The 20,536-nt window shown below is 48.1% G+C and carries 23 protein-coding genes; 11 read left to right on the top strand and 12 right to left on the bottom strand.

Annotated elements, in window-relative coordinates; all coding sequences use genetic code 11:
• Positions 1–156 precede the first annotated feature (156 nt).
• Complete coding sequence (locus ABF87_RS12085) at positions 157–3,018, bottom strand: FG-GAP-like repeat-containing protein (protein ID WP_160829372.1); 2,862 nt, start codon at positions 3,016–3,018, stop codon at positions 157–159.
• Between the two features lie 194 nt (positions 3,019–3,212).
• The gene (locus ABF87_RS12080) at positions 3,213–4,259 is read right to left on the bottom strand and encodes a L,D-transpeptidase family protein (protein WP_240143663.1); all 1,047 of its coding nucleotides are present in this window, start codon (positions 4,257–4,259) and stop codon (positions 3,213–3,215) included.
• A gap of 506 nt (positions 4,260–4,765) precedes the next feature.
• On the opposite strand from ABF87_RS12080, the gene ABF87_RS15350 reads away from it, so the two are divergent.
• The 7 genes from ABF87_RS15350 to ABF87_RS12050 all read left to right on the top strand — a co-directional run bounded on the left by ABF87_RS15350 (position 4,766) and on the right by ABF87_RS12050 (position 9,256).
• A complete protein-coding gene (locus tag ABF87_RS15350; protein ID WP_275689467.1) occupies positions 4,766–4,897 on the top strand; it encodes a hypothetical protein in 132 nt (43 codons plus the stop codon).
• Positions 4,887–6,275: an aspartate aminotransferase family protein gene (locus ABF87_RS12075; RefSeq protein ID WP_160829370.1), complete on the top strand. Its 1,389-nt coding sequence runs from the start codon at positions 4,887–4,889 to the stop codon at positions 6,273–6,275. Before ABF87_RS15350 ends, ABF87_RS12075 begins: the two co-directional genes overlap by 11 nt.
• Positions 6,276–6,281: 6 nt before the next feature.
• On the top strand, positions 6,282–7,343 hold the full coding sequence (locus tag ABF87_RS12070) for an AI-2E family transporter (protein WP_160829369.1): 1,062 nt from the start codon (positions 6,282–6,284) through the stop codon (positions 7,341–7,343).
• A gap of 43 nt (positions 7,344–7,386) precedes the next feature.
• Complete coding sequence (gene hda / locus ABF87_RS12065) at positions 7,387–8,061, top strand: DnaA regulatory inactivator Hda (RefSeq protein ID WP_160829368.1); 675 nt, start codon at positions 7,387–7,389, stop codon at positions 8,059–8,061.
• Entirely contained in the window at positions 8,061–8,723 is a 663-nt protein-coding gene (locus tag ABF87_RS12060) for an HAD family hydrolase (RefSeq protein ID WP_160829367.1), read from the top strand. The genes hda and ABF87_RS12060 overlap by 1 nt, the downstream gene beginning before the upstream one ends.
• An 87-nt stretch (positions 8,724–8,810) precedes the next feature.
• Positions 8,811–9,005 carry a type II toxin-antitoxin system mRNA interferase toxin, RelE/StbE family gene (locus ABF87_RS12055; RefSeq protein ID WP_205012696.1) on the top strand — a complete coding sequence of 65 codons (195 nt, stop codon included), beginning with the start codon at positions 8,811–8,813 and terminating at the stop codon, positions 9,003–9,005.
• A complete protein-coding gene (locus ABF87_RS12050; protein ID WP_160829366.1) occupies positions 9,002–9,256 on the top strand; it encodes a helix-turn-helix transcriptional regulator in 255 nt (84 codons plus the stop codon). Before ABF87_RS12055 ends, ABF87_RS12050 begins: the two co-directional genes overlap by 4 nt.
• Before the next feature lie 48 nt (positions 9,257–9,304).
• Here the strand turns inward: ABF87_RS12050 and ABF87_RS12045 are convergent, their stop codons facing one another.
• The 6 genes from ABF87_RS12045 to ABF87_RS12020 form a co-directional block, all read right to left on the bottom strand.
• Positions 9,305–9,637 carry a trypco2 family protein gene (locus tag ABF87_RS12045; protein WP_160829365.1) on the bottom strand — a complete coding sequence of 111 codons (333 nt, stop codon included), beginning with the start codon at positions 9,635–9,637 and terminating at the stop codon, positions 9,305–9,307.
• 123 nt (positions 9,638–9,760) lie between these two features.
• Complete coding sequence (gene lysS / locus ABF87_RS12040) at positions 9,761–11,269, bottom strand: lysine--tRNA ligase (RefSeq protein WP_160829398.1); 1,509 nt, start codon at positions 11,267–11,269, stop codon at positions 9,761–9,763.
• A gap of 293 nt (positions 11,270–11,562) precedes the next feature.
• A complete protein-coding gene (locus ABF87_RS12035) occupies positions 11,563–12,201 on the bottom strand; it encodes an MEDS domain-containing protein (RefSeq protein WP_160829364.1) in 639 nt (212 codons plus the stop codon).
• 86 nt (positions 12,202–12,287) lie between these two features.
• Entirely contained in the window at positions 12,288–12,500 is a 213-nt protein-coding gene (locus ABF87_RS12030) for a hypothetical protein (protein ID WP_160829363.1), read from the bottom strand.
• Between the two features lie 516 nt (positions 12,501–13,016).
• Positions 13,017–13,556, bottom strand: coding sequence for a hemerythrin domain-containing protein (locus ABF87_RS12025; RefSeq protein ID WP_160829362.1), 540 nt, complete (start codon positions 13,554–13,556; stop codon positions 13,017–13,019).
• Between the two features lie 298 nt (positions 13,557–13,854).
• A complete protein-coding gene (locus tag ABF87_RS12020) occupies positions 13,855–14,217 on the bottom strand; it encodes an isochorismatase family protein (RefSeq protein ID WP_205012695.1) in 363 nt (120 codons plus the stop codon).
• Here ABF87_RS12020 and ABF87_RS14780 point away from each other — a divergent pair.
• Complete coding sequence (locus ABF87_RS14780) at positions 14,216–14,398, top strand: hypothetical protein (RefSeq protein WP_205012694.1); 183 nt, start codon at positions 14,216–14,218, stop codon at positions 14,396–14,398. The two genes, ABF87_RS12020 and ABF87_RS14780, sit on opposite strands and share 2 nt — an antisense overlap.
• A 52-nt stretch (positions 14,399–14,450) precedes the next feature.
• Here the strand turns inward: ABF87_RS14780 and ABF87_RS12015 are convergent, their stop codons facing one another.
• The 4 genes from ABF87_RS12015 to ABF87_RS12000 all read right to left on the bottom strand — a co-directional run bounded on the left by ABF87_RS12015 (position 14,451) and on the right by ABF87_RS12000 (position 17,408).
• A complete protein-coding gene (locus ABF87_RS12015; protein WP_240143662.1) occupies positions 14,451–15,206 on the bottom strand; it encodes a hypothetical protein in 756 nt (251 codons plus the stop codon).
• Between the two features lie 16 nt (positions 15,207–15,222).
• Complete coding sequence (locus ABF87_RS12010; RefSeq protein ID WP_240143667.1) at positions 15,223–15,693, bottom strand: YetF domain-containing protein; 471 nt, start codon at positions 15,691–15,693, stop codon at positions 15,223–15,225.
• Positions 15,694–15,793: 100 nt separating this feature from the next.
• Entirely contained in the window at positions 15,794–16,894 is a 1,101-nt protein-coding gene (locus ABF87_RS12005; RefSeq protein WP_160829360.1) for a zinc-dependent alcohol dehydrogenase, read from the bottom strand.
• 220 nt (positions 16,895–17,114) lie between these two features.
• A complete protein-coding gene (locus ABF87_RS12000; RefSeq protein WP_160829359.1) occupies positions 17,115–17,408 on the bottom strand; it encodes a hypothetical protein in 294 nt (97 codons plus the stop codon).
• 445 nt (positions 17,409–17,853) lie between these two features.
• Between ABF87_RS12000 and ABF87_RS11995 the strand changes: the two genes are divergently transcribed.
• The 3 genes from ABF87_RS11995 to ABF87_RS14685 all read left to right on the top strand — a co-directional run bounded on the left by ABF87_RS11995 (position 17,854) and on the right by ABF87_RS14685 (position 20,369).
• Complete coding sequence (locus ABF87_RS11995; protein WP_160829358.1) at positions 17,854–18,288, top strand: PRC-barrel domain-containing protein; 435 nt, start codon at positions 17,854–17,856, stop codon at positions 18,286–18,288.
• 255 nt (positions 18,289–18,543) lie between these two features.
• On the top strand, positions 18,544–20,100 hold the full coding sequence (locus tag ABF87_RS11990) for a cytochrome B6 (RefSeq protein ID WP_160829357.1): 1,557 nt from the start codon (positions 18,544–18,546) through the stop codon (positions 20,098–20,100).
• Positions 20,101–20,216: 116 nt separating this feature from the next.
• Positions 20,217–20,369: a hypothetical protein gene (locus ABF87_RS14685; RefSeq protein ID WP_164503229.1), complete on the top strand. Its 153-nt coding sequence runs from the start codon at positions 20,217–20,219 to the stop codon at positions 20,367–20,369.
• Positions 20,370–20,536 lie beyond the last annotated feature (167 nt).

The following is a 20,536-nucleotide window of genomic DNA, read 5'->3' as shown; positions in this document are numbered from 1 at the left end:
AGTCGTAAGATATTCACTCATGAGCTGCGCTTTTTCATCGATTCCATCTTGCCTGAACATCGTTCGCAACCTTCTTCAAGCGATCTTTAGGATGAGATCCGGAGCTTTTTGCCAGCAGTGTACTGCTGGCAAATTTATGTGATTCGCCCGTACCCGCTAAATCACGGCGATATCAGTATTTGTCATCGCTAATCCGATAGATAATGTGGCGATTTGCTGTGCCGCGGCGGCGCCAGTGCCGTCGGCATCGTAGAGTAATGCACCGGTTGCGCTGTTATAAATGATGTGATCGTTCGTATCCAGCGCCTTAATGCCCACTCTGAATTGCGCTGCTGGCAGTATGTTTGCCACTGCCCCCAATGCCGGGAACACGGCATTGTCGAGCTGGATCGTGTCATTGGCAACGTTAAAGTCGAAGATCGTATCGACATGCCCTTTCGTTGTGAACGTGAAAAAGTCATTGCCCACGCCGCCGGTCAGACGGTTCGAACCCAGTCCGCCATTGAGTGTGTCGTTGCCAGCTCCGCCATTCAACTGATTGGCGGCATTGTTGCCGGTGATGATGTTGTTCAATGCGTTGCCGGTGCCATTGGCTGCTGAGGTATCGGTCAGCACCAGATTCTCGATATTCGCAGGCAAAAGATAAGTCAAACGGCTGCTGACTGTGTCAACGCCTTCGTTGGCTTTTTCAAACACGACATCACCCGCATTCTCGACCAAATAGGTGTCATTTCCCGGGCCGCCGAGCATCGTATCGGCGCCGGACCAGCCCGCTAGCGTGTCATTGCCGGCATTGCCCACCAGTACATTATTAGCGGTATTGCCGGTCAGATTGTCATTGAACGCGCTGCCGATCAGATTTTCAACCTTGCTCAGCGTGTCCAGTCCAGAACCGCCGGTATTCTGCTGTGTGGTCAGATTCAGGTTGACCGTGACCGCGGATGCAGCGGCGGCATAGGTTATGGTATCGTTGTTCGACGCCGTGCCGGTTAGTACATTATTGACTGCCGTGGCGGTCAGGAATGAGCCAGCGCTCGAGGTAAAGCTTTTCGTTGCTGTCAGCGCCGCAGCGGTGCCATCTGAAATGCTGGCATCAACCGAGAAATTGCCGGTGAAATTAGCTGCTGGAATGAAAATGACGCTGGCGAGTAACGCATTCACATTGGCCAATGTGCCACTGGCGCTCCAGGTCCCGTTTGCGGCATTGTAAGTCGATGTCACCGTGCCCGAAGCGCCCGTACTCAAACTACCCGCAGTAGAATTAGACAATTTCAATGTCGCCGTAATCGCCGCGCTGTCGGGATCGCTTACGACGATATTCTGCAAATTCAGCGGAGTTCCCTTGGTATATTTCTCCGCAACCGTGAGGTTGGAGACGTTCGGGGCATTGTTGTTGATGTAAAAACCTGCAGCGAAATTAGAATAGCTACCATCACTATATTCACCAGTGACATAAGCATCTAAATCCCCATCGCCATCGATATCGGCTAAGGTATCAAGAGAAAAGAAACTATGCCGGCCATCACCTGCAGGAATACCAAATGGCGCACTAATTTCAAAAGTAAATAGCGGATTATTCGCCGCTCCGATATTTTTCCAAAAAGATGAATTTGTGAAGGCATCCAAATCTCCATCACGATCGACATCAATAAAATCTGGTGGAGCAAAAGCATTTAGACCAAAGGCATCGGTTTGCGGTGCAGAAAATACCGGGTTACTGGAAGTTCCGGTATTCCTAAAGAATAGGTGATTGATAAAGACGTCCATGTCCTGATCGTTATCGATATCCACAAAGCTTGGTCGCGCGTCGTAACCGGCATTGTTTAACCCGAACGGATTGTTCTGAGATAGGGAGAATATTGGATTTTTTGCAGTGCCTGCGTTGAGGTAAAAATTTGTATTACCTGCTGCGTCCCCAATAAATGCATCCAGATCCTTGTCATTATCAATATCTACAAAAGCAGGACTGGCGAATTCTCCCGCATCAGTTAAACCAAATGGATTCACGAGGGGGATATTAGTGAAAATACCATGTTGAACTGTTCCGGTATTTTTGAAAAAAAGTATGCTACCTTCTTCGTTTTTTTGGGAATACGAATAGTCCAACCCGACAAAAGCGTCCAAATCCCCATCGCCGTCGATATCAACGAACGTTGGATCCATTGAGTAATCAACCTGAGGCAAGCTCGTTCCCCAACTCTCGAAAAAAGGGCTAAAGCCTTCACCCTTATTTTCTAGTGGTTTTATGAGTTCATCCAAATCTCCATCACCATCGATATCTGCAAAAGTCGTACTTCCCATCTCCATATCTAAACCAAATGGATGACTGCCAACCGAATAAAACTTGGGATTTTGAGAAGTTCCGATATTTCGATAAAACCAGATGCCATCTCCATAATAGCTATCCCATCCCGCAAAAACATCCAAATCGCTGTCACCATCGATATCAACAAAGGAAGAACTGGTACTATTTATTGAATCGCTTAAACCGAAGGGGTTAATAATCGAAGCAGCAAAAGCAGGAGCTTGAGCCGTTCCAATATTCTTAAAAAACGAGGTATTACCTCTATAGCTACCCACAAATACATCCATATCGCCATCGCCATCGATATCTACAAAAGTGGGATTCGCTGCGTAATCTGCGATTGAAGTCAAACCGAAAGGATTGGCTTGAGGAATGGCAAATCGAGGAGTAGTGCTCGTGCCTATGTTTTTAAAAAATTGTATCGTACCGTTATATTGACCTATGAATGCATCCATATCGCCATCACCATCGATATCGATAAATGTTGCTTTGGCCTCAAAACCCATATTCACGAGACCGAATGGATTGGTCTGTGGGGGAGCAAACACGGGATTCCTTACTGTTCCGGTATTCCTAGAAAACAGCGTATTCCCATCGCCATCATTTGAAAAAATATCCAGATCCCCATCATGATCGATATCAACTGCACTTTCCGGTTTAATGCTCAATCCCGTCAATGGTAAAGCGCCCTGTGCAAAAATTGGATCAGCCATGCGATGCTCCTTTTTATTTAAGTTAATGAATGGGATTTTGTCGATCAATTAAGAGTAATGCATCACTGCTTGATATTACCCATAAGCTGCTGGATGATCTCGTTTTACATTGCTGCTAAATTTCCGAAGTATGGGAAATGGGCACGGTTGTGCCATTTAAAACAGTAGAGCGTATCAATATTTTTGAGGCGACGTTATCGAACGTGAGCCGGTTTTTTGTCGCCAAGTTCCAGCACGTCAGCTGCCGTGAGTTGTCGGCTCATATCGCCATCCCAGGTTGAATTGAATGGTAAGGTGTTCTGCACGTGGAGGGCATGGTCAAGATAGGCCTGGAGCGTCAGGTTCGGTTGCGTGATGGGAATGGCTATGGCTCTGGGGGTGCGAAGCGCTTCATTGAGGGCTTTCGAATTGATGTGGGCTTGAGCGCGCCCGTCGAGTTTCCCTTTGGAAGCTGTTCGTGCGATGCTGAGCGATTTCTTCAGCAGACCCTGATGATTGCGTTTGTCATCTTCCAGAATGGAATAGGTTTGGACATACAGCGTATGGTCGCGCCAACCCAGCAGGCGGGGTTGATTGACGATGCTGACCGGGGTTCCGACGGGTACCGCGTTATAGAGACCAATGATATCTTCAGGATACATGCGCAGACAGCCGTGGCTGCCGCGAAGCCCTATGCTGGGAGGTTTGTCCGTGCCGTGGATAGCATACGTCGGCCAGGCGAGCTTCAATACATGGGTGCCCATCGGATTATCCGGCCCGGGAGGTACCACTGCAGGCAGCGGATTGCCGTTTTCGGCGTGTTCCTTGCGGATTGAAGGTGTCGGAATCCATGCCGGATTTTCCTTTTTCGAAGCGACCCGGGTCGTGCCTTCGGGAGTTTTCCATTCAACCCGGCCGATCCCGACCGGATGCGTGATGACCCTCTGCTGCTCTCCCGGCTTTACTTTCGGATAATAGAATAATCGCATGGCCGCGAGGTTGATGACGATGCCTTCCCGTGGAGCGTTCGGCAGCACGAACTGGGTTGGAATGATGATTTTAGCGCCTGCTTGTGGTAACCACGGATCGATGTCCGGATTGGCGCTGACGATTTCTTCATAGCCCAGGTTGAAGCGCCGTGCAATATCGGAGAGTGTATCGTCTTTACTTGCGGTGATGATCTGGACATTGCCCACCACATCATCGCGACTGGAATCTATGCCAAATTCATGGCTGGCCAACGGAATCGGCAGGGATTGCATTGCCAGAGGCGGAGGTGTCGTTTGCTGAAATAGAAAAGTTTGACAACCACTCAGCAGAAAAAGGCTTCCGAAATATACGAGAGAATAGCGAATAAGAAACGATAACACTGATTGGCGATTGCGGCAGCGCATCGCTATTATGTGATTGGAAGTTCGGTGAACGTGCTGAGTAATGAAGGGATTCAGAGGGTTGAAAGAGCCTTTTCGTATCCAGACCATAAGACAGCGAATTGAAAATGAGGTTGGCAGTCCGGTAAATGTACAAGGTTTTCCGGCTTGACTCAATCAATTCCTTGGTTGGGCGCGACTAATCCGTTGCGAAATTTCCACATAAGCGTGCCCAGGCTGCGCCAATCGTCCTCATTGCTCCATTATTGGCACCATGAATCTCTTTCTTTCAGCCAAATCAGGGTATTCCATTTATTGCTGTGGTCAATCATATGCAGAAAATTATTCTGTACAAGTGCGTTTTTAACAGCAAAAAAAAGTAGTTGAGTGGTATGATCATGGCCAATTCAATAGGAGCAAGAAGATTGCTTTCCGTCGTGCAAATGGTTCATTTCGTGAACTCATGGATTCTGGCCGTCGGCATTGCCGGCGGTGTTTTTTCAAATATTGAGGTCGTTCATGTCTTTTAGCATAGCCAATCTGTTATCCCAACACCGCACAGACAAATTTGACTTGCATGAGCGGTATTTGAATGGGCAAATGGTCAGGGTTCTGAAAACGATTGGATATGACAGGAATTATCAGCGGGCGGTGGGTCAATATTTATACGACGAGCAAGGCAATGAGTATCTGGATTTACTGAGCGGATTCGGCGTATATGCATTTGGCCGGAATCACCCGATCATCATTCAAGCTTTGAAGGAAGTGCTGTCGCTGGACATGCCCGATCTGGTGCAACTGGATGTTTCGGTGCTGAGCGGTTTGTTGGCCAAAGCGCTGCTGGATACGACGCCGGACAATCTGGAACGGGTGTTCTTTTGCAATTCCGGCACCGAGGCGGTGGAAGCAGCCATCAAGTTTGCCCGCTATATGACCAAGCGGAATCGTATCATCTGCTGCGACCATGCCTATCATGGCTTGACGATGGGTGCCTTGTCATTGAATGGCGAACAGATTTTTAAGGATGGTTTCGGCCCTTTGTTGCTCGATTGCGGTTCCGTTCCCTTCAATGATCTCCCGGCACTGGAGAGCGCGCTGTGCAACCGGGACGTTGCCGCTTTTATCGTTGAGCCGGTTCAGGGGAAAGGCGTGAATATTCCGGACGACAATTATTTGCCGGAAGTTGAGCGATTGTGCAAGAAATATGGCACGTTATTCGTCGCAGATGAGATTCAAACCGGCCTCGGGCGTACCGGGAAATTCTGGGCGATCGAGCATTGGAACGTGAGACCGGACATGATATGCATGGCCAAAGCGCTATCCGGCGGTTTTGTGCCGGTCGGTGCCGTGGCGATGACACAGCAGATCATGGACAGTGTCTTCAATCGCATGGATCGCGCGGTCGTTCATGGCTCCACGTTTTCCAAGAATAATATGGCGATGGCAGCTGGACTGGCCAGTCTGGAAGTGATCAGAACCGAGCAGCTGGTCGAAAAAAGCGCTACTGTCGGTGCTGAAATCATCAGGCGCATCAATGCATTGACCGGTCAATATGAATTCCTGAAGGAAGCGCGCGGAAAAGGTTCGATGATTGCGGTCGAATTCAAATCGCCCAATAGCCTGAAGCTCAAAGCTGCATGGATGATGTTGGAGGCGGCCAACAAGGGACTGTTCTGTCAGATGATTACGATCCCGTTGTTCAAGGAGCATCGCATTCTGACGCAAGTGGCAGGACATGGCATGAACGTCGTAAAGCTGCTGCCCCCTCTGATTCTGAACCAACGCGATGTCGATCACGTCATCGATGCGTTGACCAAAACAATTGCCGACACTCATCAGGTGCCGGGTTCCATTTGGGAACTGGGTAAGAATCTGGCCAGTCATGCGCTAAAAGCAAAAGCCGGTTAACGTTTAATGAATGCCGAACATTCCAGCGAAGTCCATTATTTATGGTGGTTGATCCTGGTCTGTGTGACAGGCGGTTTGATTTATCTGTTGAGTCCGATCCTGACTCCATTTCTACTGGCTGCCGTGATTGCGTATATCTGCAACCCGATGGTCACGCATATGGAGAACCATCATATTTCGCGCACGACAGGCACCATATTGGTGATGTTGCTGCTGCTGGGTGTGTTTGCGGCGCTGATTTTGATCATGGTGCCGCTGTTCGAGGAAGAAGCGCGGCGGGTGATCGAGAAATCTCCGGCTTATCTCGATATGTTCAAGACGCATGTGATTCCCTGGCTGGAAACGAAATTCAAGATCAGCCTGCAGCTGGACATGGCCATTATGAAAGAAGCCCTGGCCAAGCATTGGCAAAGTGCCGGTGGCCTAGCGGCGAAAGTATTGCCTTCGTTGACGATCGGCGGTATGGCGGTCGTGGAATTTCTGGTCAATTCATTGCTGGTGCCGGTGGTACTGTTTTATCTGTTACGGGATTGGGACATCTTGCTTAAGCTGATTGATGAGATGATTCCGCGTTCCTGGCACCAGCAAATTTTGCAACTGGCTCAGGAAACGGATCGGATATTGGCGGAGTTTTTGCGCGGCCAATTAGCTGTCATTGTGCTCATGAGCATATGCTATATTACCGGCCTTTGGTTGATCGGCCTAGAATTTGCGTTGCCGATTGGATTAGTGGCGGGGATTCTGGTGTTCGTGCCGTATCTCGGCATGATTGTCGGCCTGACGCTGGCGACATTTGCCGCACTGATGCAATTTCAAAGTTGGAGCGGCGTCATCCCTGTATTTGCAGTCTTCGGTTTCGGTCAATTGCTGGAAGGCATGCTGATTACGCCGTGGCTGGTCGGTGACCGTATCGGATTGCATCCGGTCATGGTCATTTTTGCATTGCTGGCATTTGGCCAGTTATTCGGTTTTTTCGGTATTTTGCTGGCATTGCCCGTCAGTGCCGTTATGCTCGTGTGGTTGCGTCATCTTCATCGACGTTATCTGGAAAGCAATTTTTACAATTGACGGCTGTGAGTGACGAATTCACGCCCCTGATGAGCAACTCCGCATGCAACAACTGTTGTTAGACATTCAACCGGTGCCCTCGCCAACCCTGACGAATTTTGTGTCAGGACGAAATGCTGAACTGCTGAGCATGCTGTCAGCAATAGCGTCGCAACAAGACAATGAGCGCTTTGTATATGTCTGGGGCGGTTTCGGGTGTGGTAAAAGCCACTTGCTGCGGGCGATGGTGGATGCCTATACTCAAAAGAATCTAAAAGCGGTATATTGCTGCGCCAAAAACTGGGATGAGTTTGTGGATGATGAATCCATCGATTGTATCGCCATTGATGACATCGATGCTTTGACGCTATCAGGTCAGATTAAGTTATTTAACATTTACAATCAGTTGCGTGATGAAGGTCACGCAGTGCTGCTGATGAGCGGCATGGCCGCCCCAATACATCTGGACATGCGCCAGGATCTGGTGACACGCCTGGGATGGGGGTTGGTTTATCAGGTATTTGAGTTGACTGAAGATGAAAGAATTCAAGCGATGCGGCAGCATTCGGCGGGCCGTGGCTTTGAATTGTCCGAGGAAATTTGTCGTTATCTATTGCGGCATGGCCGCCGGGATTTACGGTCATTGCTGATGACACTGGATGCACTGGATCGTTATTCTCTGGTTCACCAACGGCAAATTACTATTCCTTTATTACGAGAATTATTACAGGTGGTTTAATGAATTTAGCGTTATTCGATCTCGATAACACATTGATTGCCGGCGATAGCGACTTTCAATGGGCGCAATTTTTGATTGAGAAGAAGGCCCTGGATCGCGAATTGCACGAGGCCAAAAATATTGAATTCTATGAACAATATAAGGCGGGAACGCTGGATATTCATGAGTTCCTGGATTTTCAGCTCAAACCTTTGGCGCGGCATCCACGGGATCAGTTGGAAACGTGGCGCAGCGAATTCGTGCAGAAAAAAATTCTGCCATTGATTGCGCCTGGAACACGCCAATTGATCGAACGTCATCAAGTGGATGAAGATTTATGCATCATCATCACTGCGACGAACAGTTTCGTAACCGCGCCGATTGCGAAGATGTTGGGTATCGATCATCTGATCGCGACAGAACCGGAAGAAGAAGGCGGGGAATTCACCGGCCGGGTTTCCGGAATCCCATCGTTCCGTGAAGGAAAAATCGAGCGATTGGAAAAATGGCTGGATGCACATAATTTGACGTGGTTGTCGTTCTTGCGGAGCTGGTTCTACAGCGATTCGCTCAATGACTTGCCGCTGCTCAGCAAAGTCACGCACCCGGTGGCCGTCGACCCGGATCCCACACTGAAAAGCCACGCCGAGAGAAATAATTGGCCGATCATCAGCTTGCGTTGAGGTGGGTTGGTAGTTGATTGTTCAAGGAAACGGCCTAGTTTGACTGATCAGAGAAGGGTTATGCGATATCAAAATGTGGTTCTGTGATTGATTGAAATTGAGATGGCACAAGGATTAGCGCTGATCAAAGGCTTTGCTGACGAAGCGTTAACCGGTGAATGGAATGGCTATCGTTCATCACGGCTAAACCAGCAGTATCGGGTTATCTATAAAATCAACAACAATGAAGTTTATGTTCTCGTTGAGCAAATTTCACCGCACGATTACCGGAGGAAAAAATGAGCGAATATCAATTGGCAAAAAAGACATGCGACGTATCAGTCGGCGAGTCGGTAAAAATTATCCGTGAACTCCGAGGATTAAGTCAGAACGCGCTGGCCGATCTCACCGGCATTCCACAATCAACGCTCTCTGCTATCGAGCATGACAAAATCAATTTGGGAATTGAACGCGCAAAAATATTGGCAAAAGCCCTCAAATGCCACCCGGCGGTACTTGTTTTTCCCGGATGGGATATTGAAGCCGCTGCATAATACTCTTGCATAGCTGGATGTTGGGCTTTATTCGGCAGCCCAACCTTGCTAAGTCTTATTGTTGTTGGCTTGAAAATAAACTGGGACTGAGAACTTTAAAGTCTGAATTGTCATCTGCTCATTTTTACTGGAAAGCTCTCCATCTACAGCCGCTTTGACAATTTGAATAATGGGAATGGAGACTTCACTTTTGCCGCTTTTACTTTTTTCTTCTGATACGGAGACGTGAACTGAGAATTCAATCATCTGTGGTTCTAGTTGTATTTGGCCTTCAACAAAGCCAGGAGCAATAGAAAGTGGCGACTGTTCTTTTGCATTGTTGACGGCTGTTGTAATGTCCAATAAGGCCTGCTGCACGAAGTCTTTAAGAGTAATACTCATTGTTCGATTTCCGTATTGCTATTGAACTAAAGTGCAAAATGACGCGAACAAAAGAGTCAGATCTTGACATTATTCCCCCATAAAAGCTCCGCTGCATAGCCTCGGTGAATTATTAAACCTTCCCTAATCCTCTCGCCTTAACTGCGGAAACAAAATCACATCGCGGATGCTCGGGCTGTCGGTCAGCAGCATGATCAACCGGTCGATTCCGATGCCTTCCCCGGCTGTGGGCGGCAATCCGTATTCCAGCGCGCGGATATAATCCGCATCGTAATGCATGGCCTCGGCATCGCCGGCATCCTTGGCTTTGGCTTGCTCCTGAAAGCGCGCCGCCTGATCTTCGGGGTCATTCAATTCCGAGAACCCGTTCGCGATTTCCCGTCCGGCGATATACAGTTCAAACCGGTCGGTAATGTCGGTATTGTGATCATTGCGCCGCGCCAACGGAGAGACTTCTGCCGGGTAATCGATGATGAATGTCGGCTCAAACAACAGATGCTCAGTCGTTTCATCAAATAACGACAGTTGCAGGCCACCGACTCCGTCGTGCGGGTTAAACGGAATATTCAAGGTTTGCAATTGGCCGATCAGAAAGTCACGATCGTGAAGTTGCGTGTCGGAATATTGCGGATGAAATTTTTGTATCGCTTGCGTGATGGTCAACCGCAGGAACGGTTTTGCCAGATCGAGCGTTTGGCCCTGATAGCTGATCTTTGTGGTGCCGAGAACCTTTTCAGCGATTTCCGCTAACATTCTTTCAGTGAAATCCATCAGATACGTATAGTCCTGGTACGCTTCATAGAATTCCACCATCGTGAATTCAGGATTGTGTCGCGTCGAAATTCCTTCATTGCGAAAGTTGCGATTGATCTCGAAAACCTTTTCCAATCCGCCGACGACCAACCTCTTCAAATAGAGCTCGGGCGCAATGCGCAGATAGAGCGCCATGTCCAAGGCATTGTGATGAGTGGAAAAAGGCCGTGCCGAAGCACCGCCGGGTATGGGATGCATCATCGGCGTTTCCACTTCAAGATAACCTCGGGCGACAAAGAATTCGCGCATGGCCTGGATGACTTTCGAGCGTACCGTGAAGACGCGGCGGGTCTCTTCATTCGTGATTAGATCAAGATAACGCTGCCGGTATTTCTGTTCCTGATCGGTCAGTCCATGGAATTTTTCCGGCAGCGGACGCAGCGATTTCGTCAGCAACTGCAAGTCTGTGACGCGAATCGACAGCTCGCCGGTTTTGGTTTTGAACAAGGCACCTTGCGCTCCCAGAATGTCGCCCAGATCATGATGCTTGAATGCAGCGTGCACAGCGGCGCCGGTATGATCGTCCGATACATACAGTTGAATCCGTCCGCTCATATCCTGGATGGTGGCAAAACTCGCCTTGCCCATGACGCGCTTTAACACCATGCGTCCCGCTACGGTTACTATGACCGGGTTGGCATCCAATTGGTCTTTTGAATGATCGTCGTACTGTTGGTGCAATTCGGCAGCTAAGTGCTCACGACGGAAAGTATTTGGGAAGGCGTTTCCGCTGTGTCGCAATTCAGCCAATTTGGCACGACGCTCAGCAATGATTTGATTTTCATCCTGGGCAATGGAGAGTGGGTTTTCCTGAGTCATATGAAGTTTGATATCTGAAAAATGAGTGATTACCGGCATTACCGATCCTGGAGCGCGAATCAGCACGTGCTTATAGCGAAATGTGCAATTATACGCCGGAAAGACCGGAATTCAGCAATGGACTTGAAGGAAGGGGTAGGAGGCCGGACGGATGATCCATCGATTGATACGATGGGCCTGCATTCGCTGCAGTGCGGGGTGTGGTATGCTTTATGGATATGAAATCGACATCCTATACGCATATAAACAGATGTTGGAAATTATTCGATGGAATTCAACCCCATGAGAAATGTTCAACGCAGATGATCTGAAGCAGGTTTCGATTGAGTGAGCTGGTCTACGATCTTATTCCAAGCTGTTCCAAATAATTCAAACAGCGTGCCTCCGCTTTCCTCGGCACTAAGGGCATACATGGGTAATGAGGAGGCGCGGCAATTGCAAGCCCGCTGTAGAACGAAGTGATCAGGATCATTTGGCAAATACGTACACAGAACGGTAAGCTCATGTTTTTTGCACAATTCATTTCTCAGATTCTCAAGTTGCAGAGCAGTATCGTGCAGTTCTCGTTGCCACAGAATATCTAGCATTTCCCCAAAAGCGCGCACTTTGCCGTATGCGGCCTGAGCTGCTTCAATTTGACTGCCAAAAAAAGTATGGAAATAATGTTCATCGATGGCGTCATCGATCAGAACTGTCGACAACAGTAATTCAGCATCGTACAGCTTGATCTGACCTTGAGCTTTGTAGGAGGTCATATCCAAACCGAGCGCTTGCAATTTCGACCACACGGACTTTCTCAACGCCGGTCTGGCAGTGATGATGACTGCCTCATTGTTCAGCAACCCGTCGCTGATATACTGCGTCAATAATTCGGCTTGCACCGTCTTATCTTGACAGACCTGAACCTTATGACTATAGGTCGATGAAGTCATAAGCTTTGTTCGATAAGTATTCATATCCTTGCAAAACCAAAAACTTAATAATAACGAAATAAAAACGCTGCTTGTGCAGCAGATCATCAAACAATTAAGAGTGTCGGTGGCGTCTCTCCCACAAATTGGATATAGTAATCCCCTCTTTTATCAGGATCCACGACGCCATCATAAATAGCGAACATCCATGCTTCGTCAAAATATTCTTCATCAAAATAATCAGGAAATTCCATGCGAACGGGGTAAAGTGCCAGCAGATTTCCAGTCGATCTTTCGATGATTTTGATTTTTTTCAACATATTAATCTCCAATGGATGTTTTTGTTGTCTAAACCAGTCTCGCTCGGACTGAATAATTACTACATAATTAATTTCCAGAACATAAAAGAATATGTTCGCATATCATTTGTCATTCGTCTGTACGCTAACCCACATTATTCATCTATAAGCGGCATCTGCCTTTGTTCTGAGAGATTTTGGATACTGCATCCGCGTTCAAAAACGGAGAGCTGCGGCCTCGATAAAAGAGCTCCGAGACCGATTGCTCTCTCATCGATCTCGATGCCGGTTTTTTGCAGCAGCGTTGCGGATTGCCCATCACAACCGATGAGCGCTAGGCATCTCTAATGAAATCGATGGCAGCGCTCTCTTGTGCGAGTTTCTCTGCGGCTTGTGCATTCACAATCTGGGAAGGTCATTGTGCTCGCTATTATCGCGAAAAGTGCTGAAGCCATGCTCGGGAAGTTTCATGGGCTGAGTTCATATGTTTTATCCTGAATCAATCGACGAAAAAGCGCAGCTAGTGCTGCCGTAGATTTACTTCACGGAGTGAGTTGCGGTTGATTGGGACGAGGATTTGCCTGCAACGCTTTTGCGGGAGTTGGATTTGGAATCCTGATGTTTTTCCTTGAATTGAAGAACTTCCTGGACGACTTCATCTCCATCGATCCCCGCTTTCTCCAGTTTAGGAAACATGATGCCTTCTTCTTCCTTGACGTGATGCTTGATATATTCCGACAGCACGGTGACTTTGGCATCATAGTGACTGTCTTCCGGATCCATTTTTTCCAGCTCTTTGATTAGGTTTTTTGCTCCGGCATGCTCGACGTCGGCTTCATCCATGACATCGGGGTCATCGATCGATTCGCGGGCAAGCGGATACACGATTTTTTCTTCCACGAGGGTATGGAGCGTCAATTCCTTGCAGATCAGGCTGACGAGTTCTGCTTTTTCATCATGGCTGTTCTTTTTTTCATGCAATTCCTCGAATTCCTCAAACAGAGCGGTTACTTTGTCATGATCCTCTTTTAATAATTTGATTAAAGGCTTGGCAGTGGTACGGGTTGATGTGGCCATGATGATGACTCCTGACAAATATGAAAGTAGGCGCCAGCATGAACTGAATTTTTCTTCGGATCAGTGCGGTAACAGACGAAAAGGATGATTCGGAGGAAAGGGTGGATTTTTAGAAGGATATGCGTCAGCTTTGTTAGACAGCTCTGGAAGACTGCAACACGACGTAATCCGATGTGGGAATCAGGTGAAAGTGCTTGATTTTCTGTAAAAACGATGTTTCCGTCTGAATTCGCGTTGACTGAGGCTCGCTACTTTTTCAAAACATCCGGAGAATATCTTCGGTTGAGAATACTTCGATCTAGGCGTTGAAGCGGCTATGGTAAATATTCATGATCGGCTCATGGGTCGCGTCTTGCGAACTGCATAGCGCATCACGCGCCAAAATAACGCGGTAATCAAAGTCGACTGCTCCGAGTATGGTCGCCAGCACACAAATGTCAGTCTCTCTGCTTGAAACGATGAGGGTATGGATGTTGCGCTGTTGTAAATGTTGATGCAAATGAGTTTCCACCCATGGGCCATAGACATGTTTATCCATCACGGTTGCGGGTGGAACGAACGCTGCCGATGCAGGCATGAGCTCCAGCAGCGCTGGATCGATCTTTTCCAGCGTCATATTTTGCCAGCGTTCATAATATTTCTGCCATATGGCATATGCCATGGGCTTTGCTGTGATCAGTCACAGGAATGAACCGCGTAAAAATCGTCTGGGCAGGATTCATTTCGGTCAGCGCTATGATTTGAGGCAGTATCTTTACCGCCCATGGCGTGCTCCACTCGGTTTGCTCAGTAAATATGCGCTGCATATCGACGCACAAATGTACGCAATGATCGGTCAATAGATTCTTCATTGTTTACATTGGGCATAGCTTTCGCAGATTTGTCCCGAGATCGCTAAAAATCGTATACCAAGCGGGACGTGATCAGCCATTCCGTCTTTTGATCCTCATTCAAGTGCGACGGGCCGCCGCCGAATTGAATGAAAGCTTTCTTGCTGAATCCATATTGAATCTGCGGAGTCAACCGGTAGCGGTAGGTATTGCGGATTTCGCTATTCAATTCGATGCCAATGGCGAAATAATGAAAGCGGTAGAATACGCTATTATTCACCAAGCCGACGAATTCTCCGTCCTCATTAAAGCGGGTGCGCCGCGCCCCAAACATATTCATCATGCTCCATGACTCTGAAAATTTGTAATCATTCAGGTAAAGCGCTTCGGCGCCAAATTCTTTCTCATCGTTTTTTCTCCGTCCGATGATTTGCCAGCCGTGGATCATCCTCCGCTGAAATAATTCGCCGAGCGTTCCTTGCAAGGACACTTTATACTCACTCAATGTGGCATTATCGACCGGGAGCTCGAGTTCGATTGCATGGCCTTTTGCAAAGGAATACTCAATCTCGGGTGACCACTGGAATTGGCCCGTGCGGGTCGAGTAATCCAATAGCGTATTGATCTCGAGTTCGCCTTTTTTCGTACCAAGCGGATCAACTAAATCAAATACCATCGGCTCCGGCCTTCCGCTGGGTAAGCCGGTTTTATCTGCAGATGCAATCGAGGTAAGCGTGAAAGTGAGGCAAAGAAGGTATCTCAGCGCTGGAAACTTGCTACGGCGACGAGCCACCCTTTCGTGGCCAGCAATGTCGGTCATGGGCTGTTCGTCAAGCTCATGAGTAGTGTTTCTGGAGCTTGACCGCGGAAATATTCCCATCGCCTTCCAGTACCATGCCCTCGAAATCCTGGTAAGAGAGCGCACCTTGTTCACGTGCCACTTCGTTCAAGTCTTCAATATCCACCATGTGCTTTCGCATCATCGCACGGTCAAGCTTACCATCGCGGTACAGCACGATGGGATCTGGATTCAAAAAATGACGAATGACGGTAATCCGTTCGGAGAAATATCCCAGAATCAAAAGGGTAATGACACTGCATATCGATCCCCAATAGCCTGCTTCATCAGGGGTTAGACCTAAATCGCTGGCCTCGGCCACCAGCGCGACAATGACCAGATCCTGCGGGCCGCGCTGCGCAAACACCCGTCGTCCTACGATTTTCAATCCCATCAAGATGAAAACATAAACCGTCGCTGTTTGCACGACGGAGAGCAGCAGCAATTCCCACGCCGGAAAGAAAAACATATTCACATGAACTATTGCAATCGTAGATGAGCGACTTGATTCAAGGCGTCAGGATGACTTTGCGGCACTCCTCTTCCTTCTTGTCGAACATTTGATAGCCTTACGCAGCCTGCGCAAGCGGCAGGCGATGGCTGATGATCTCGTTCGGATGGAGCTTGCCCGCTTGTATCGCCCCTAATAGTTCCGGCAAGAACCGTTGCACATGGGTTTGGCCCATTTTGAAAACTAGTCCTTTTTCGAAAGCATCGCCGAACATAAAGCCATGAATGAACCCGGCATAAATGCCCGGCACACTGACAACGCCGCCTCGGCGCACGGCGGCAATACACTGCCTTAATGCTTTACCGCTGCTGCCTTCCAGTTTCATATTGGTCAGCACCGTTTCCAGCACACTGCCTTTGGCTTCGAATCCCACCGCATCGATGACTGCATCGACGCCGCGAAAAGCTGTATCTTCAATGATAACCTCTGCCACATCCACTTCATCGAAATTCAGAGGAATCACGTCGTAGGTCATGCGCGCGAATTCAAGCCGGTAAGGATGATGGTCGATCATGAAGATTTTTTCCACCCCCAGCATCCGAGCGCAGGCAGCCGACATCAGACCGACTGGCCCGGCCCCAAAAATGGCAAGGCTCGAGCCTGCGTCTACCTCTGCGTTGAGAACCGCTTGATAGTCAGTCGGCAGAATATCGCTCAGAAACAAAACCTGCTCGTCCGCCAGGCCATCGGGTATTTTGATCGGCCCGATATTGGCTTTGGGGACTCGTGCATATTCTGCTTGTCCTCCGGAAATTCCGCCATACAGATGACTGTAGCCAAAAATGGCTGCACCGGGACGAATCTTCTTTTTGTTCAGAATGGCACCACGATCCGGGTTGGTTGTTTCGCAGGCGGCAAACATTTTTTTATCACAGAAGAAACAATCTCCACACGCAATGACGAAAGGCACGGCGACGCGATCGCCCTTTTTCAGCACACTTACGCCGCTTCCAGCATCGACTACAGTTCCCATGAATTCGTGTCCAAAAATATCGCCTTCCTTGACTTCAGGGATTTTGCCACGATACAAATGCAGATCCGAACCGCAGATGGCCGTTGCGGTGATTTTAAGAATGATGTCATCAGGATCCTGCAGCACAGGATCAGGTACGTTATCGACACGCACATCGTGGCTGTCGTGATAAGTCAGGGCTAGCATGCGAAGTCTCCGGAAAAAATATAGGGCGATTAAGTCTCTTTAATTTTACGTTTCTATGGAGCTCTGAAAACTACTGTGCTCGGTCAGGCCGTGCCTTTGAAACAGCGATGAACTGAATAGATTTCTTAAAATCTTTGGCTGCGCTTATTCACTTCTTTTCACCTTATTTTCCCGCGGCAAATTAACTCTTCAGAGCTGGCACAATCTTTGTACCCGAGAATTAATTCTTGGTCGATTTCCTGATTCTATCGGCGTCATCTTCCATGCGATCGGCTTTATCTTCCGCGGCTTTTCGGACTTGTTTTGCATCGTCTTCTTTGCGATCGGCTGCTGCTTCACCGCGTTTCTCGAGCGCATCGCGGGATTTTTCATCCGCTTTTCTGACTTGATCGGCTTGGTCTTCCAATCGATCGGCTTCCCGCTCTGCACTATCGCTAGCAGAGAAACTGAAGGTCGCGCCAAGGAGTAAAAGGGTAAAAACCGATAACAGGAGAGCATTTGTTAGTAATTTCATTTTTGATTCCTCATAAATAAATAGGTGTATTCAGAAACTCAGAAATGTACTGGCGAGAGTCAAGTCGGTCGACATCAGAAGGACAAGGGCTCGGGAATTTTTAAATCCGATTTCACTGTCTACCGCCCGCTCTAGCATAGTTTTGTTTCAGAGTTTCAAACGAAAAGTTCGATCAATCGGCTATACACATGCATCGCTTCGCCCATTTGATCAATATTCCCATCAGCACTAACTATAAGTCAGCCATTGCACTTTCTTATGTTTGAACTGCGCCTGTCTGTTCGACAACGTACGGTCTACTGGCCATTCCAACATAGCTGCAAGTTGTGGCCGTGAAATGATATTTGTGTGGGATGCCGTACAGATTCGGCCTGACTGTGCGGCCTATAGTGGCTATGAAAGTCGTAATTGGATTGTTTTTATAACTAACGAGATGGAGATGACAATGAGTTACTTAGAACGCGATACCTATGGCATGTACAAAAATGAGAACGACAGTGGCCCAGGCCCGCAGCTCATGGGTGCCGAAACACTGATTGGCAATGATGTCTATAACCTTCAGGATGAAGATCTGGGGGACATCAAGGAGATCATGCTGGATATGGATAGCGGTGAAGTCAGCTACGCTGTCTTGTCGTTCGGCGGATTCTTGGGAATTGCTGACAAATTATTCGCGGTGCCCTGGGATGCGCTGAAACTGGATACCGAAAACAAGCGCTTCACGTTGGATGTCGATAAAGAAAAATTGGAATCGGCACCGGGATTCGATAAGGATAACTGGCCCGACATGGCCGATCCCACGTGGCAGAATTCCATCCATTCGTATTATGGTACGACCCGGGAAGGAACTTCCGCGGGACAGAGAACAACGCGGGAATAAGCAAAGGGTTTTCTTTAAGCGTGTTCTTCAAAAAGAGCCGCGAACGCGGCTCTTTTTACTTCAGTAGCTAACATGAATGAGTAAGCGATTTCACTATTTGCACCATTTTCAATGGTGAGCAAGGAGTTATTCCCTGAAAACCAGGGTCAGCAGTACCTGAAACTTCTTTTCCTTCAATGTTAGATTCCGAACAGATCTGTATTTTTTAAGCACGTACGATCAAAAATACTCATTGAATCTATCTGAGGGAAAAAAATGAAAAAAAATTCTTTGATTTTTTTAGTTATTGTTGGATTGAGCAGCTTTCTGATGGGAATAACGAATGCGCTCAGTAAAAATGAGAACGTCTCGCCAACTCATAAGCCTGACAAACCGGATAAGCATGATGCGGTGCAAGAGGCCCAGACCGTTCAGAGCGCTCCCAATCCGAGTAAGGAACAGAAAAAAAGTGAACATGACCGGTCTGAAGTGTTTTCCCCTTCAAAAGCTGCGCCCATTACTGTGGATCTCAATAATCAAATCGATAAGGGAAAAGCGACAGGATTTGATTTTTCACGGGATCCCTTCAATGCCAGCAAGCCCAAGCAAACATTTGATGAGGTGATGAAAAAAGACATCGCTGAGCGCGATGAGGTGATGAAAACCCAGCAAAAATTGCTGCAGAGCCGCTATGACTTGAAACCCCGCCTCGATCCCAGCGTCACGATGACACGGGGCAAGCCTTTAGCCGTTGGCCCCACTGCTCGATTGCAGGGCGATGCTACTTGGCAAAAATTGGCGCAAATGTCGTCAGATGATATTCGCGCTAACAATCTGTTTCCTTACCCAGCGCTGCCGCATCCCAAGCACGCCAGCGGCGGGCAGGTATTTCCCCCTCATCAAATCGCGATGTTCCCGAGACTGGAACGGTTCGACGTAGACTTCGATTTGCCTGAAGCGTTTTTGCCTGAGTTTCCCCCGGCCATTTTTCTGCAGAACAGACCGGAATTAGGCGATGTATCACGGGGTGAAGTCGTGTCGATCAATAATTTTTATGAACTGTTCAAGGATATTCTGACGCCGGTGCAATTGAACGGACTGCAAATGCTGCTGACCCCGCTGCCGCAGGAAGAATTCAATCCCACCGACGATCGTAAAAGTGCTCACCCCAGCTTGGGCGTGGCCTGCTTGGATTGTCATGTGAACGGCCATACGACCGGGCAATTTCATTTGAGCCCTGATATCCGACCCGAGGAGCGGCGTTTTCGGTTGGATACGACCAGTTTACGCGGCATGTACAATCAGCAGATTCATGGGTCGAAACGAAGTTTGCGCTCTGTCGAAGATTTCACCGAATTTGAATTCCGTACGGCCTATTTCAATGGCGATCCGATTCGCGCAATGAAAAAAGGGTTTCCTGTCATCGACCGAGTCCATGTCAGCCATATGGCTCAATTCCAGAATATGCTGGATTTTCCACCCGCTCCAAAACTGGATCTGCGCGGCAAACTCGATCATTCCAAAGCGACGGAAAGTGAAATCCGGGGCGAATCGGTTTTTTTTGGTAAAGGGCAATGCGCCAGTTGCCATCAACCGCCCGCTTATCTCGATCATCAAATGCACGATCTGAAACTCGAGCGTTTCCTCAAGGAAGGCGGTGACGGACCCCTGAAGACATTCACGTTGCGCGGCATCAAGGATAGTCCGCCGTATTTGCATGACGGCCGATTGCTGACGCTCGAAGATACGGTGGAATTTTTCAATCTGGTCCTGGGATTGAAATTAACTGACGAAGAAAAAGCCAATCTGGTGGCTTACTTGAGAGTGCTGTAATGACTCGCGCCAAAAAAATGAAACTAATCATGGATCTGATTGCTGTGAAATATCAATGAAATTTTTCATGTGCATGGTTTCTATAAGAAAAGACTCAATCGAAAAGGAGCATTCCGATGTCGACGAAAAAAAATTCTACGCCTTTGACTACCTTGCCAACAGCATTGAAAAAATACCAAGAAGGTAAAATCGGTTACATTTTGTTATGGCTGCTGGGAATTCCCATTCCGATCCTGTTCATGATCTTTTTATTACGAGGATGTGATTAGTTCTTCAATTTCAATACAAAATGAGGGCCTGCTTGCAATATGTGAGCAGGCTCTTTTAATTTTTAGGTTAGGAACAAATGCCGTAGCTTTTCAAAATTTCTTGAACAGAGATATCATGGGGCTGATTGCATTAGGAGCAGTGGTATACTGCACTTTCTGGTTGCAGC

The organism is Nitrosomonas sp. JL21 (assembly GCF_009833095.1).
Lineage (GTDB): Bacteria > Pseudomonadota > Gammaproteobacteria > Burkholderiales > Nitrosomonadaceae > Nitrosomonas.
This window is presented reverse-complemented; position numbering and strand designations above follow the sequence as displayed.